This is a genomic window from Photobacterium carnosum (assembly GCF_002849605.1).
Lineage (GTDB): Bacteria > Pseudomonadota > Gammaproteobacteria > Enterobacterales > Vibrionaceae > Photobacterium > Photobacterium carnosum.
Map to the genome: position 1 here is coordinate 474402 of NZ_NPIB01000001.1, position 15360 is coordinate 489761.

14 protein-coding genes are annotated in these 15360 nt (G+C 40.7%); 1 reads left to right on the forward strand and 13 read right to left on the reverse strand.

Annotated elements, in window-relative coordinates:
• Positions 1-2: 2 nt before the first annotated feature.
• From fliE to flgK, 11 genes are all read right to left on the reverse strand, one after another.
• Positions 3-314: a flagellar hook-basal body complex protein FliE gene (gene fliE / locus CIK00_RS02155; RefSeq protein ID WP_101767280.1), complete on the reverse strand. Its 312-nt coding sequence runs from the start codon at positions 312-314 to the stop codon at positions 3-5.
• A gap of 61 nt (positions 315-375) precedes the next feature.
• The gene (locus CIK00_RS02160) at positions 376-1758 is read right to left on the reverse strand and encodes a sigma-54-dependent transcriptional regulator (protein ID WP_101767281.1); all 1383 of its coding nucleotides are present in this window, start codon (positions 1756-1758) and stop codon (positions 376-378) included.
• Positions 1759-1796: 38 nt separating this feature from the next.
• Positions 1797-2810 carry a sensor histidine kinase gene (locus CIK00_RS02165; RefSeq protein WP_101767282.1) on the reverse strand — a complete coding sequence of 338 codons (1014 nt, stop codon included), beginning with the start codon at positions 2808-2810 and terminating at the stop codon, positions 1797-1799.
• A gap of 317 nt (positions 2811-3127) precedes the next feature.
• Complete coding sequence (locus tag CIK00_RS02170) at positions 3128-4573, reverse strand: sigma-54 dependent transcriptional regulator (RefSeq protein ID WP_101767283.1); 1446 nt, start codon at positions 4571-4573, stop codon at positions 3128-3130.
• 250 nt (positions 4574-4823) lie between these two features.
• A complete protein-coding gene (gene fliS, locus CIK00_RS02175) occupies positions 4824-5225 on the reverse strand; it encodes a flagellar export chaperone FliS (RefSeq protein WP_101767284.1) in 402 nt (133 codons plus the stop codon).
• A 55-nt stretch (positions 5226-5280) separates the two neighbouring features.
• Positions 5281-5598 (reverse strand): flagellar biosynthesis protein FliS, encoded by a 318-nt coding sequence (locus CIK00_RS02180; RefSeq protein ID WP_233426523.1) that lies wholly within the window; start codon positions 5596-5598, stop codon positions 5281-5283.
• An 8-nt stretch (positions 5599-5606) separates the two neighbouring features.
• A complete protein-coding gene (gene fliD / locus CIK00_RS02185) occupies positions 5607-7055 on the reverse strand; it encodes a flagellar filament capping protein FliD (protein WP_101767285.1) in 1449 nt (482 codons plus the stop codon).
• Positions 7056-7066: 11 nt separating this feature from the next.
• Positions 7067-7528, reverse strand: a complete 462-nt coding sequence (locus tag CIK00_RS02190; RefSeq protein WP_101767286.1) for a flagellar protein FlaG — start codon at positions 7526-7528, stop codon at positions 7067-7069.
• Positions 7529-7615: 87 nt separating this feature from the next.
• Positions 7616-9196, reverse strand: coding sequence for a flagellin (locus tag CIK00_RS02195; RefSeq protein ID WP_101767287.1), 1581 nt, complete (start codon positions 9194-9196; stop codon positions 7616-7618).
• Positions 9197-9507: 311 nt separating this feature from the next.
• Positions 9508-10773: a flagellar hook-associated protein FlgL gene (gene flgL / locus CIK00_RS02200; RefSeq protein ID WP_101767288.1), complete on the reverse strand. Its 1266-nt coding sequence runs from the start codon at positions 10771-10773 to the stop codon at positions 9508-9510.
• Positions 10774-10785: 12 nt separating this feature from the next.
• Complete coding sequence (gene flgK, locus CIK00_RS02205; RefSeq protein WP_101767289.1) at positions 10786-12735, reverse strand: flagellar hook-associated protein FlgK; 1950 nt, start codon at positions 12733-12735, stop codon at positions 10786-10788.
• 235 nt (positions 12736-12970) lie between these two features.
• On the opposite strand from flgK, the gene CIK00_RS02210 reads away from it, so the two are divergent.
• Entirely contained in the window at positions 12971-13156 is a 186-nt protein-coding gene (locus CIK00_RS02210; protein WP_101767290.1) for a flagellar hook protein, read from the forward strand.
• Positions 13157-13209: 53 nt separating this feature from the next.
• On the opposite strand, the gene flgJ is transcribed toward CIK00_RS02210, so the two are convergent.
• Both flgJ and CIK00_RS02220 read right to left on the reverse strand, forming a co-directional pair.
• On the reverse strand, positions 13210-14202 hold the full coding sequence (gene flgJ / locus CIK00_RS02215; RefSeq protein WP_101767291.1) for a flagellar assembly peptidoglycan hydrolase FlgJ: 993 nt from the start codon (positions 14200-14202) through the stop codon (positions 13210-13212).
• Between the two features lie 17 nt (positions 14203-14219).
• The gene (locus CIK00_RS02220) at positions 14220-15305 is read right to left on the reverse strand and encodes a flagellar basal body P-ring protein FlgI (RefSeq protein ID WP_373322842.1); all 1086 of its coding nucleotides are present in this window, start codon (positions 15303-15305) and stop codon (positions 14220-14222) included.
• Between the last annotated feature and the right edge of the window lie 55 nt (positions 15306-15360).

Sequence of the window (15360 nt, forward strand, 5' to 3'; positions counted from 1 at the left end):
ACTTATACCGGCATATTCATTAATTCTTTGTAAGCTTGCACCATTTTATTTCGCACTTGTACAGTAGCTTCAAACGCAACACTGGATTTATTACGCGCAATCATGACATCAGATAACGACACACTACGATCACCTTGATCAAAGCGAGTGGCTAAATCACTCGATTGACCTTGAAGCGTATTCACCGACTTAATGGCATCATTTAATAAATTACCAAAATCAGCACTAACTTGTTGCCCCGTCGCAGGGCGAATACTATTTTGAGCATCTAAACGCATCGTCTGCATTTCGGCCGCTAATCCATTAACTTTCATACCAGAATCTCACTATTTTTATTGCTACTAAAAAGATATTCATTGTGTCTCACCAATCACTTTATGCTGGCAGTTCAATACCCGCATCGCGCATTTTGGCTAATTTATAACGTAGTGTTCTCGGACTAATACCCAACCTATCGGCCATGTTTTTACGGTTACCTTGGCAAGTCACTAGCGTGTCTAAAATAATGTTAAATTCTTGGCCGCGTAATTCATTACCTAAGCTATCTGTTGTACTTGATGCCACCACAGCCATCGTTGAAGTGTCGACAACCGCAGTTTTAGACGCTACAGCCATATTAGTCATCTGTAACCAATCAAGCCCTTCAATCAGAATATGTTGCTCAGTTATCATAAGGTTATCGTGAATGATTAACGCGCGTTGAATCACGTTATCAAGTTCACGCACATTTCCAGGCCATGTATATTGTAATAATTTATTGAGCGCACATTGCGCAATTACAGGGATAGCCATCCCTTGTTGACTTGCATGGCGTTGTAAAAATAACTGTGCTAATGGCACAATATCGCCTTTACGTTCGGTTAAGGCGGGCCATGTGATTGGAAAGACATTTAAGCGGTAATACAAATCTTCACGAAAAAGACCATCGGCAACATGATTTTTCAAATCACGGTTACTGGTCGCAATAATACGCACATCCAACTTAATGCTTTTACGTCCGCCTAAACGTTCAACTTCACGCTCTTGTAATACTCGCAATAATTTAGCTTGTAAGTTAACATCCATTTCACTGATTTCATCGAGTAAAATCGTACCAGCTTGGGCTTGTTCAAACTTGCCAGGACACGCTTGTACCGCGCCTGTAAATGCCCCTTTTTCATAGCCGAATAACATCGCTTCTAGCATATTTTCAGGGATCGCCGCGCAGTTAATGGCAACAAAAGGACCATTACTGCGTGAAGAGTGTTCGTGAATATAACGTGACAGCACTTCTTTACCCGACCCACTGGGGCCTAAAACCATTACGCTAGCATCTGTTTTCGCAACTTTTTCAGCCATCGCTAACAAATGCAGACTTTTAGGATCAGCAGCCACAGTATTGGTAGGGTTAGGTCTGATCGGCGCATAACGGCCCACCATATTGAGTAATACTTGTGGGGCGAACGGCTTCGCCATGTAATCAATCGCACCGTCTTTCATCGCTGCAACAGCATCTTCAATATTGGCGTAGGCGGTCATTAATAACACTGGCATTTTCGGCCACTGTAATTTAATACTGCGCAGTAAGGCTAATCCGTCCATACCCGCCATTTGCACATCCGAAATAACGATATCAACTGACTCAGATTTCAGTAGTACTAACGCGTGTTCCGCACTTTCCGCTTCGATCCATTGATAGCCAGCTAATGCTAACGTATCGACTAATGCTTCACGCAAACCTTCGTCATCCTCTACGACTAATACTCGCGTTTGACTCATGCTTTACTCTCCATAGTTAAATCGATTCATTATGCAGTTTAAGCGGATAAAACTAAGGGTAACTGCAAGGTAAAAGTTGCCCCAGATCCAAGTTGTGAACTTAATCTCAAGCTACCGTTATGGGCTGATACCACCATCTGTACAACAGCTAACCCTAATCCTGTCCCTTGTTGGCGAGTGGTATAAAAAGGCTCTAACACCTTTTGATGATCTTCTTCCGCAATCCCAGGGCCATTATCAGTCACACTCAGTAGTAACATTTGATCTTGTTGCTGACAGTACACTGCAACTCGACAACCTTTCCCTGCCATTTGAATTGCATTAGTGATCAAATTACCCACCGCGCTCGCTAACGCATTTTCATTGCCCATTAAGCGTAATGTTTCATCATCACAATCAATACTAAAATCGACATCATGGCTCAGAACTTGTGCTTCTATCATTGCTTCTAAACTGTTGAGTAAACTTTCAATCGTAAATTCACTCACCACTTTATTATCGCCACCCTTGGCAAATAACAGCATATCGTTAACTTGTTTTTCAAGATCGTACAGTCTATCCACTAGCTTAGTTTGAAAACGATGTCGAGTAGCGGAGGTTAACCCTGATGACGCTAAGTTAGCCGCATACAATAATGCACTTGCTAACGGAGTACGCACTTGATGAGCTAAAGATGCCACCATCCGCCCTAGTGATGACAACCGTTGCATTTCACTTAACCGTGATTGTAATTGCCGAGTTTCGGTTAAGTCAGTGATCACAATTAACTGTCCAGCCGCTGACGCTGAAATGGCTAATTTTACTTTACGGCCACTACGCAGGGAAACTTCATGCCCATCATCATCTTGAGGTGCAAAACTGCGTTGAATAATATCGCCCCAACGCTGCCCGATTAATGGCTCGCCAAGTAAGCGTAAGGCTTCTTGGTTAGCTTCACTAATCACGCCTTTTTCATCCAATAAAATGACGGCAACAGGCATCACTTGTAATACTTGTTGATAACGCTCAACTTGTTGGTTTAACGCCAATAATGTTATGGATGGCTCATTCATGATTAACCTACAACAGACAGCAACAACAACAAGATTTAAAGCAATTTACATGCCATTTTTAATCGTTGTTTATCATGTAGTTACAATTAGAAACAATAAAACATAGTGCCATTTTTATGACACCAGTGACATTTTTATGATTATGCGCAGTGTTTTTTATTTTTCAATGCTAATTTATTATCGTGTTAACCCATTAAATATAACTATCAACAATATTTCATCCGTACTTATATAAATATCTATGTTTAAAATGACATAAAAAAAGCCATCGTCAAATTAATGACGATGGCTTTTTTTATCAATATGGAATCTGTAAATTAACTGTCTTTTGATAACCCATATTTACGCATTTTTTCAACTAGCGTTGTACGACGCATACCTAACATATCTGCAGCACGCGCAACAACACCTGATTGCGCATCTAATGCTTGGCGGATCATTTCAACTTCCAACTCAGCCAGCATCTCTTTAAGGTTGAGCCCTTCTGGTGGTAAATCACTACCCAATACGGTGGTATCTGCATCGACAGCTGCAAACATATCAGCTAACGCTTGCTGCTCTTGTTCTTCAATTGAAACAATACTATTTTCAGGTACAAAATCAGGTAGCTGACTATGACGGTATTTCATTGGTAGATGATTAACATCCACCATTTCACCAGGATAAAGAATCGTTAACCGTTCAATTAAATTGGCTAACTCACGAATATTACCCGGCCAATCATGCAGCATTAATGAGGTAATCGCACGAGGCGTAAAGTGGATCCGTTTCGCACCTTCAGCTTCCATTCGAGTTAACAACTCTTGCAATAATAACGGAATATCTTCAATACGATCCCGTAAAGCAGGCATCTCTATTGGAAATACATTTAAGCGGTAATATAAGTCTTCACGGAATAATCTATCCGCGATCATTTTATCAAGATCTCGGTGCGTTGCCGCTACAATACGCACGTTAGCTTTAATGGTGTGATTGCCACCCACGCGCTCAAAACTACGTTCTTGCAATACACGTAATAACTTCACTTGCATCGAGATTGGCATATCACCAATCTCGTCTAAAAATAATGTACCGCCTTCTGCTAATTCAAATCGACCTTTACGGGTTGAAATAGCCCCAGTAAAAGCGCCTTTTTCATGACCAAATAATTCACTTTCAAGTAAATTAGCAGGAATAGCGCCACAGTTAACCGGCACAAACGGACCTTTGCCTCGTTCAGAATGATAATGCACATTACGCGCAACCACTTCTTTACCCGTACCCGATTCACCTAAAATCAACACACTCGCATCGCAAGCAGCCACTTGTTCAACCAAGCGACGAATATTACTAATATCTTTACTTCGCCCTACCATGCTTCTAAACAGCATGTTTTTACGACCTAACGACGGTACTTGATGGGTAAGCTTACCTAAATATTCTTGGCAATGACGAAAGGCATCAGCTAATTGATTATAATGTAACGGGAATTTAAGGTCGCCAATATAATTGGGTAATTCTACCAATAACTCATGGTGATTAGTTAATGCAACTACAGGGATCTGCGGATGCATTTTAAATTTTTCTATAATGCTATTGAGTTTTTTAGTATTGGTAATTGTTCCCAGCAGGCACACACCCCATGGCTGATCCCATAATGACATGGACAAATCTTGCGATGACAGCGCGCTATGATGCTCCCCCATAAAATTAAGAATGACACTTAAATCATGACATTGCTGTGGGTCGTCATCAATAACAAGCGTATTTACTAAACCGTCCATAGATGGATATTGCCTTTATAAGAGTACACCCTGACGGTATATTCAATGTAATGAATAGAACAACAATCAAGAAGAGAGTGGTTACATTGTAATTAATGCATATCATAAGGCAAGATTTGACATGTAAAAGCTGTGACACCAATACAAATAACAATGAAATTGATCATGTTTTATACCAATTTAAAGCTAAAAATACTAAAAAAAAGGGTTATCGATAACACTGATTATGGTTACCGACACCCAAAAACAGTTAATTTGTTTCAGTAAGATAGTGATATTCCGCTGGAATTTGATCCCAAGCTGACTTTATTTCACGTAGCATACCAATGACATCATCAATAGGCTGAGTGACATTTTCAGCATTAGCACGAGAAATTTCACTGCCCATAAAATCATAAAGCGCATCAAGATTTTTAGCGATATCGCCGCCATCTTCCATTGATAAACAATCACGCAGGCTTAATACAATATCTAACGCTTTCGTTAAACGTTCACACTTAACCGCAATATTACCTTGTTCCATTGCAGCCTTGCCCTGAATCAGGCGTTCTATCGCCCCAGCGTATAACATTTGAATGATACGGTGCGGAGAGGCGCTGGCGAGTTGTGCATTCACTGAAACTTGCTTATATGCCTGAAGAGAACCACGCATGTTGTTATCCTTTGTTTAGTTGCGAGACATTATCAATAAACATTGGGTTTAGAGGTTATTGTCCGTGTTGTTGAATATTGCTGTAGAGCGATAATGATTTTTGGCTTTTTTTCGAACGTACTAACTGCGCGCCAATACGATCTTTATGTTGTTGTAATAACGCTTTCATTGCTTGAGTACGTGCCACCACATCATCAAACACTGCCCGTGATAGATCTGCTTGTTTAAGCACAATTTCCACTTGTTGATGACGCAAGGCGACTAAGTTTTCAAGCTGCTGCGGAAAATCATCAGGGTAATCTTCTGCGAGTAATAATTGTTCGATTTGGTGCTCTAATTGGGTTAGTTGATCTAATGTCATGAGTGACTGCATTAATATCCTTAATCAAACGACATCATCAAACTCATCATACTACTGAGCTGATTGTTCATCTGACCGATGGCTTCATCCATCGCTAAAAACTGTTTATAAGTACGATCTTCATAAGCGACCATACGTTTATTAAGATCGGTCATATCATCATCTAATGATTTTTGGCGCTCTTTTAACGTGTCTTCTTTAACAGACAATGAACCATCGGTTTTATCAGTAAAACTGTCTAACAGCTTATCGGCTTTAGCCAGAAATCCGCTGTCTTCTTTGGCAAAAAACTGGCCGATAACCGCGAAATTTTCGCTGATAATGTCATCAAGTTTATCGCTGTCTTCTTCAAGCTCTAACGTGCCATCACGCTGAATCGAAATCCCAAAATCAGACATTTGATACAGCTTGCCATTAATCTCAATCGGCTCATTAAGTAAGTTACGCATTTGGGTGCTCACTGAACGCGTTAAGCTATCACCGTTCAATGCCCCGGCACGATTGGGATCATCTGGCTTCTTATCAGCATCGAAACCAGTTAACTTATCAATCGTTCCCGTCAAGCTGTTATAACTATCAACAAATGATTTTAATGAATCTTTGGTGCTTTTTTCATCACTTTCAATGGTGATTTTAACGGATTTAACATCGATATCATTGGTTCCATTAGGATCAGGAGTAACACCTGATGTGCCCGTAAGCTTTTTAAGATCTAATGTCACCCCTTCAATCACATCTTCAAAGGTATTATTACTGCTGCTAACGGTAGTGAAGTTATCGATCATGATTTGGGCATCTTGCGCTGCCTGCATCTCATCAACTTTACTGTCCACCATGCCGTCTTTATAAGCAAGTGATGCTAATTGCCCCGTCATGGCAGAGGTATCAATCTCAATGGTATTTTTCTCACCGGTTTCTTTGGTTGAAAATACTATTTTAGAGCCGCCATCGTCACCAGTATTGATTAAAGTTGCAGTAACACCGGGGTTATCATTGGCATTATTGATCGCATCTACCACTGACGATAAATCATCATTGTCTTCACCGATATTTAAGGTCATCGATTTATCACCGACCTTAATTACCATATCACCGCTACCAAGAGAGGCTTCTGGATCAGCGCTAAAGAATTCTTTACCCATTAATTTATGTGACTGTGCCATTTGCTGAATGTTAATGTTATACACCCCGCTTTTGGCTTTAGCAGTGGCTTTTATCGATAAATAATCACTGTTATCTGAAGTGGCTTTTTGACCATTAAAAGCTTCATCTTTGCCAAACTTTTCTAGCATTGATTGCATTGCGCTGACAGATGATTTGACCTGACCGTAAGCACTCAGAGAAACATTAACTTGCTTCTGCTGAGTGGTGATTCGATCCGATTTTGGTTTACGTTCAGCGGCAACTAATTGCTGTGTCATACCTGCAATATCTAGCCCAGATGCCATTCCGGCAGCACTTAACCCCATAGTTATGTCCTCTACACTGTTTTACTGATAGAGCCCAGAGCATGCTTGGCTAAATTTTTGTTTAACTCTAGCAATTCTTGTGCCGGAACTTGGCGAATCACATCACCGGTTTTATTATCAACAATGGTGGCAATCTGCTTGCCTGTTTCCTCATCTTGATGGAAACGTAAACTGCGATTACATTGTTGTAATACTTGTTCAATCTGCTTAATGCGTTCTTGCTCTGCAATAGGATCAGGCGTAAATGAATTAAGCGGATTGTCATCAAGAGGTTGATTAACATAACTAATATCATCAACATCCGTTAACGCTGTTATCAGTGGCAATGGCTTGCCGCTAGGTTGTAACTCACCATAAGTTGGATCAGATTTAAACTGATGAGCAGTATCAACCGTCGTAGAAGTGGTGCTATCTAATGGTGTTTGTAGCGCGGTATATTGTCCTGTTACAGCAGAAGTAGAAGTGATCGCCATAGCCAGTTCCTTGAGCATATTTGTTAGCGATTAAAATACAATAATGCCCTACTGATAGAATCAGCAGGGCACAACTTTAACAGCGAATTAGCCTAATAGACTAAGTGCTGCTTGTGGAATTTGTTTTGCTTGCGCAAGGATAGAAGTACCCGCTTGTTGCAGAATCTGACCTTTGGTCATGTTGATGGTTTCAGAGGCGAAATCAACATCTTTGATACGGCTGTTTGACGCATTAACGTTTTCGTTGATATTAGCCAAATTGCTCATGGTGTGGCTCATACGGTTTTGGAATGCACCGATTTCAGCACGCTTTGAATCTACTTGCTCCATTGCTGAATCAAGTACGTCAATCGCGTTTTGTGCGCCTTCTTGGGTTGATAGATCTAGGCTTGCTACAGATTCAGTGGTTACTTTAGTATCAATAGCCATTAACTTAGGTGCAGCAATACCATTGCCACCTAACGTTATATTCTTAATACCAACATCAGCCTTAACATTTGAAAAATCAATATTAAATTTAGCGGCAGCTTCAGCAACAGCGGCTTTACCATTATCAGATGCAATAGCTGCTTGTTTTACATCATCCTTAGCCAGAATATCTTTATTCTCAACAAAAGCACCACCAATCTTAACAGTACCTAAATCTGTTTTAGTAATTGTTGCACCAATATCTAGTGCTTCACCATCAGCTTTACCACTGATAACTAGTTCACCTTTTTCGTTAACTGATGCATTAACACCTTTTAATGTATCCTTGGTTCCTGCTGCATCATTTACAGTCTTAACTACTGCATTAATAGCCGTTGCTTGTTTTTCTGCTGTATCAGCTGTGGCAGTATCTATCTCTACTTTTTGACCTTCAATGTCTAAACTTACCTTTCCAGAAATACCAGAAATAGTCTGAGTTGCTTGCTTAGCATCAGCGCTAGCTACATATTTTGAGTTTTCACTCACTTTTATGTCACTTAAACCATCAATATTATTTAATTTATTTTGAAGAGCATCCGCGTCCATATTAGCTGTAACATCAATATTATGATTTTCACCATTAACATTAACTGTCATCAGGTTATTACCAGCTTGATTACCACCAGTAAATTCATTTGTTGCTGCTGCTTTAGTATCTGTTACTCCACTTGAATCACGACCAACAGCATGAGCAGATACATCCATCAAGCCAAGACTTTGCGTTTCATTTGAGTTAGCACCAATTTGGAATTTTGTCTCACCGTTTTTGTCACCAAATGAACCATCAAGTAGGTTTTGACCACCGAAACTTGTGGTATCAGCAATACGGTTCATTTCGCTTTGCAGATCGCTCATTTCTGTCTGCATTGCGTCACGGTCTTTGTCTGAATTTGAACCGTTAGCAGATTGGAGTGCCAACTCACGCATACGTTCCATGATGGTGGTTGATTCTGACATCGCACCTTCAGCAGTCTGTGCCATTGATACACCATCGTTAGCGTTACGCATAGCGACGTTTAGACCATTACTTTGATTGGTCAAACGGTTTGAAATTTGAAGACCAGCAGCATCGTCTTTCGCAGAGTTAATACGTAGACCAGATGATAGTTTTTGCATGCTGTCTGCAACACTGCTGCTTGCACTGTTAAGGTTACGCTGGGCAGTCATTGCTGTTACGTTGGTATTGATTGTAATAGCCATAAAGGTGACACTCCTTGATATGATCTTTCCCAGACGTAGTGCCGGGTTAAAAAGAGATTTAATTAACTTAGTGCTAAAGTTAACGGCACCTTTTGGCGAAGCTTTAGGATTATTTTTAGAATTTTAAATATGGGGTTAATACAGGAATCACTCCCGCGTCATTCCCCACAGTACGGTTACGAGGGAGATAAGAGATATACTGTTAGTACGTTGTAGAATTAATATTTTGAATACCTATTAAAAGGCTTCACTGGCTTCTTTAAGGCTCAAGCACGCGTGAATAGATCACGGATAGCCCTCGCCCCTAAACCTTAAATATAATTAAACAATGACAATTGCTTGGTTTGCCCAAACGCTTGCTGCGAGGCTTGCAGCGCCATCATTTGTTGATTCATATCCATGATTGCTTTGCTGTAATCGAGATCTTCTAACCCACTTTGGGCCTGCTTTAAGGTCAACTCAAAATCCAGATGCTGCTCTTGTTGGCGATCGACCTGCTGCATGATGGTACCGACTTCTGAACGCTGTTGGTTCATATGCACAAAACCACTGTCGAGATCATCAATCACTCGTTGTAAGTTTGCTTCTGCCGCAGGGGATGAGGTTGGACGCTCTGCGTTATCAATCGCACTCTGAATTGAATCAAAAATATTGATGGTTTGGGCGGGCTTTAAGCTAATATTATCGCCACTGCTGATATCACCAAATTTTAAATTAAGAGTGGCGCTATCGGCAACTGCAGGGTCTTTATAAACGATGCCTTGTTCTGAATCATAAGCTTGATTTGCAGCGACTACTTTGCCCCCAACGGTTAAATTATATTGCATCTCTTTGATTGTTGTACCATCCGCCGCTGCGACATCAACTTCATTGAAGCTCACTTCAATAGCTTTAACTGAACTAAAATCACTGGTAGTGGCAGAGAGTAAATGCAGTTTAGAACCATCGGTTAAGCCACCAGCAGTAGTGGTTTTATCACTAAATACTGGTCGAAAATCACCGTAACTATTAGGAACATCGGTAAATAATTGATCGCCGGGTAAACTGGTTTTTACGTTAACTGATTTATCTATTTGGGCATAACGCGACTGGCTATCACCGTGATAATCCATGCTGCCATCAGTGGATTCCATAAACGGCTTTGTATCAGATTGATTACCGGCAAACACATAGTTACCCGCTTCATCACGGCTATTAGCTAGTTCAAGTAAACCATCACGTAAGCTAATTAATTCATCTTTAAATGCAGTACGGTCGCTACTCGCCATTGCACCATTGATCATGCCGAGCACTTTTTGCTTAGTCGCACCAAGGTTGTCTTCAACCCCCGCAATCGCAGTTTCCATAGTTTGAAGGCGATTATTAGCTAAAGTTATCGCACCGTTATATTGATCGATTTGAGTAAGCTGTTGGCGGTAATTTTGAATCGTCACTGATGACACCGGATCATCCCCTGCGGTTTCAACCCGTTTACCACTGGATAGTTGACCATTAGTTTGATTAAGCTCGCCTTGCTTACGCATTAAGTTGGAGGTCAGATTTTGGTACTGACTGGCGGTTGAGACGCGATTGATCATAACAACTCCTCGTTATACTGCGCGCATTAAGGTATCAAAGGTTTCTTTCGCCACCGACATAATCCGTGATGACGCCATATACGATTGTTGGAACTTCATTAAATTGGCCGCTTCTTCATCAAGATTGACGCCTGATAAATTAGACACTCGCTCTGAGGCTGAATCAAAATCAAGCTGATTCACTTCACTTAATTTATCGGCATTTTTTTTAAGCATACCAACATCAGTGGCTAAGCCTTCAAATAAATCAATCACACTTGATTTACCATTGGCCATGGTTTTTTGATGCTGCACTTGCTGCATCGCTAAGAAATTGCCATTACCACCTTGAGCATTTTTAACGCCCAATTCAATTTCAAAACTATCGTTAGCTTTTGCACCAGCAGATAAGGTCATAACGGGAATTGACGAAGTAGTGCCCGTTTTAAAAGCAATGGTTGCACCTTTCTCCGCAGAGTATTGATTATCGGCTAATTCAACATTGGTGTTAGTTTTTAAATCGGTAACGGTAACTTGATCGCCAGCGGCGTTTAACTGTAGTTGATACCGACCTGCGGCATTATCAGACACAGCAGTCGCTTTGGTGATGGTTGCCGAGCCAAGATTGGATTCAGCCGCTATTGCTGTTAATTGACGGTGACCCGCCAGCCCACGTGGATCAGTTATCGCTAAACTAATATCTGCCGCACCTCGACGCAAAGGTTGAATAATAGTGGTTTCCGTTTCACCAACCATTAACGTCGGGGGTTTATTAATGGTAATGTCTAAACCATCAACCTTCGCTTCAAATTTGCCTTTTGCATTCACTGTTAAGGCTGTTTTATTACCTTGTTGATCAATCAGCGTATGGCTGGTCGCATCACTGACTAATTGATAATCACCGATTTTAAGCTGATTAATATCATCAATTTTAACGCTAATATCACTAGCACTACCAAACGGTTTAAGCGCCCGTTGTTGCATCGCATTAGGGCTATTAATATCATTGAACAACGCTTGCCCTTGCTGACCGTTAAGATCAACACCTTGCTGTTGAAGATCATTCATTTGCGACGCAAAGCCAATCGCCATTTGTCCGAGTTTATCCAAACTTTCATCAATAACATCATCACGCACTGTCAGCATCGCGCCTAAGCTGCCACCAATGGTGTCGCTTTTTATCGGTTTACTGTTATTGCCATTGATTAACGCGATTTGTTTATTGGCAATATCAGGATCGCCATCAACGAGTTTTAACTGTGAAGCACTCACGCCAGAGACTAAGGTATCCCCGCTACCAATTATTACCGTATTGGCTAAACTGCCTTTATCTGCCAAAACTGTCACTTGAGTATATTGGGCTAATTCATTAATCAGAGTACGTTGTTGATCAAACAAATCATTATTGCCATCGCTGCTAGGTTGTTGCTGCAAACTAGTATTCACTGCGGCAAGTTCTTGCCCTAATGCATTCACCCGATCTAAAGACACACTCAATTGCTGATTAACATCAGTGCGAATATTAGTCAGGGTTTCATGAGCATTATTTAAGTTAACCGCCGCTTGATTGGCATGCTCTAACACCGTTTGACGACTACCAAGATCGCTAGGATTATCAGCCAATGAGCGCACTGAATGATAAAAATCATTCATACTGTTAACGCTATTAACGGCACTTTTAGAGGTGAAATCATCTAACATTGCTAAGTGCTGTTGTTTAACGTTAGCTTCTTCTAATTGAGTGGTGGAAAGCGTCAGTTCACGGGCAGCGAATTGGTCATAAGCACGACTAACATTATCAATATAAGCACCTGTGCCATAGTAACTATTACCGTTCCATTGCGCATCATCTGCTTTTTGTTCAACAACTTGACGACTATAACCAGGAGTATTAACGTTGGTTATATTATGACTTGCCACATCTAATTGTTTTTGAGATGTGCGTAAGCCACTCACACCAATTTGCATCAAATCTAACGCCATCGCTTGTTGCTCCCCACTAAAATTAAAACCATTATCGGCAACAATCGTGCGATAACGCTGCTGCTAACAAGCAAGATCTGAACCACTTTTAAATAAATTCCATTTATAACGTCATTGTTTAAATAAATACTATTAATTGGCATTTATTTACTTATACTTTTGCCATTGCTGCCGATATAAATAAAACACCCACAAAAACAATGACAAAAAAGCCCTATAACAAAGGATATCGTTAATGAATATTTTACTTTCTGGATTAATTGGCTACGCAATAAAAGAAATCGTGGTGCCATTAATCACTGACAGCGACGACGATAAACAAGATAAAAAACAAGTCTCTGATAAGGAAGTAGATGGGGCGTTATTTGAGAGTAATGATCTAATTAAAATGGTTTCAAATTTAATTGATATTGTAGTGTGATAACTATTACTTCTTCCTGCTTTGTTCGCCCTGCTATTGTTACACCTTTTAGGTCACAATAAACTTTGCACTTTTTTCATTACCGCTAATACTTTATTGCTGTAATTGGGATCAGTGGCATAACCTGCTTGATGAATTTCACGAATAAATTGTTGTGGTTGATGACTGTGTGTTAATGCTTTTGAATAACGAGGGTTATGTTGTAAAAAGCTCACAAAATCATCAAAACTGTGCTGATAAGAATCATAAGAACGAAATGCCGCCTGCTCTTGTACGGCAATACCATTATGAAATTCCAATGTCTTAGTGGCAACCTTTTGCCCCTGCCAACGTGGATCTGCTTTAATATTAAATAAATTATTGCTGCAACCAAGGGCATTATTAATCACCTTCTTCCCCCAGCCTGTTTCTAATGCTGCTTGCGCAATCAATAATGCGGGATCAGTACCTAATGTACGTGCCGCCTTTTGAGCGTAGGGCTTCATATAACTAACGAAATCTTCTGCAGAAGAAAAACTTGTCGGCTTTTCTGACTTAGTAGGCAAGATTTCTTCTGTAGCCTCAGGGGCTATCTTTAGTGATAACTGCGATTGAGGCAATGGTGGCAGTATTAATGATCTATCTTCCGTACGGGTTAATAGCGGTAAAGCGATCATATCGGCATTTATAGGACGAATAGAGAACGGTTGCGACTGTTGTTGTGGGTACAAATCAGTTGTTGGTTGATGCTGACTAATATCTTGCTGCTCGCCCCCTAACTGCTTAACAATCATATCTGCCAATCCGAGACTACCGGTAGTACTTAACTGAGATGACATTTGTTCATCATGCATCTGTTGATAAAATTTGCCGTTATTGCTGCTCATTAAATCAGATTCAAATGCACTGTTTGCGTCACGCATCGATTTAAATAACATCTGTGTAAAAATAGATTCAAATTGAACCGCGGCTTCACGTAAAGAGCCTTTTTTATCCTTACTAATGCCTGCCCGTAGGCGATCAAGGCTACTTAAATCATGAATAAAACCAGGCTCTATCTGTTTCATTGCCGTTCTCTTAAATATTAGATAATAATAAGCTGGCCTTCAATGGCACCGGCTTGTTTTAATGCTTGTAAAATAGCCATTAAATCTGATGGGGCCGCGCCAACCTGATTAACCGCTCTCACCAATTCATCCAATGTCACTCCGGGTTCAAATTTAAACATGCGTGCATCTGATTCATTAACGGTGATCTGAGAGTTAGGTACCACCACCGTATCGCCACCAGCAAAGGCATTGGGTTGACTCACTTGCGGATTCTCTTTAATTGATACCGTCATGCCACCATGAGTGATTGCTGCTGGGCGTAATTTGACATGTTGCCCAATAACAATTGTGCCAGTCCGTGAATTAACTATAATTTTTGCCGAACCTTCAGCGGGATCAAATTCTAAATTTTCTACCGTAGATAAGAAGGCGACTCGTTGACTGACATCACGCGGTGCACGGACACGAATTGAGGTTGCATCAACTGCAGCTGCCATTTGTGGCCCTAAAAATTGATTAATTGAATCGGACATCCGTTGCGCGGTAGTAAAATCAGACTCATATAAATTAAAGGTTAGGTAATCACCACGACCAAAAGGATTTGAGACTTCTTGCTCAACCATTGCACCATTAGTAATACGACCAACAGTAGGCGTATTGCCAACGACTTTAGAACCATCAGCCCCATCAGCACTAAAACCGCCCACGACTAAACTACCTTGTGCAATCGCATACACTTTACCGTCAAGTCCTTTTAGAAACGTTTGTAGTAATGTGCCACCACGTAAACTTTTCGCCGAACCAATGGAAGACACTGTGATATCAATGGTCTGTCCTTGCTTAGTAAACGCAGGTAAGGTGGCATTCACCGCAACTGCTGCAACATTTTTAGTCTTAGGTTTAGTTCCAACGGGTAATTGAATCCCAAAATTTTGCAGCATCGCATTAAAAGTTTGCTCAGTGAAAGGGGTGGTCTCACCTGTTCCTGGTAAACCGACCACTAAGCCATAACCGACTAATTGGTTACTTCGCACACCTGCAACCGCTGCAACATCTTTAATGCGTGCCGCCTGTGCTGTCGAGGCAAATAAAATGACAGCCAATAAACATATTGTCGAAATTTTCAAGCAACTCTCCGAGACAAATTAAAACGATAAAGCAACCAACCTTATGCAA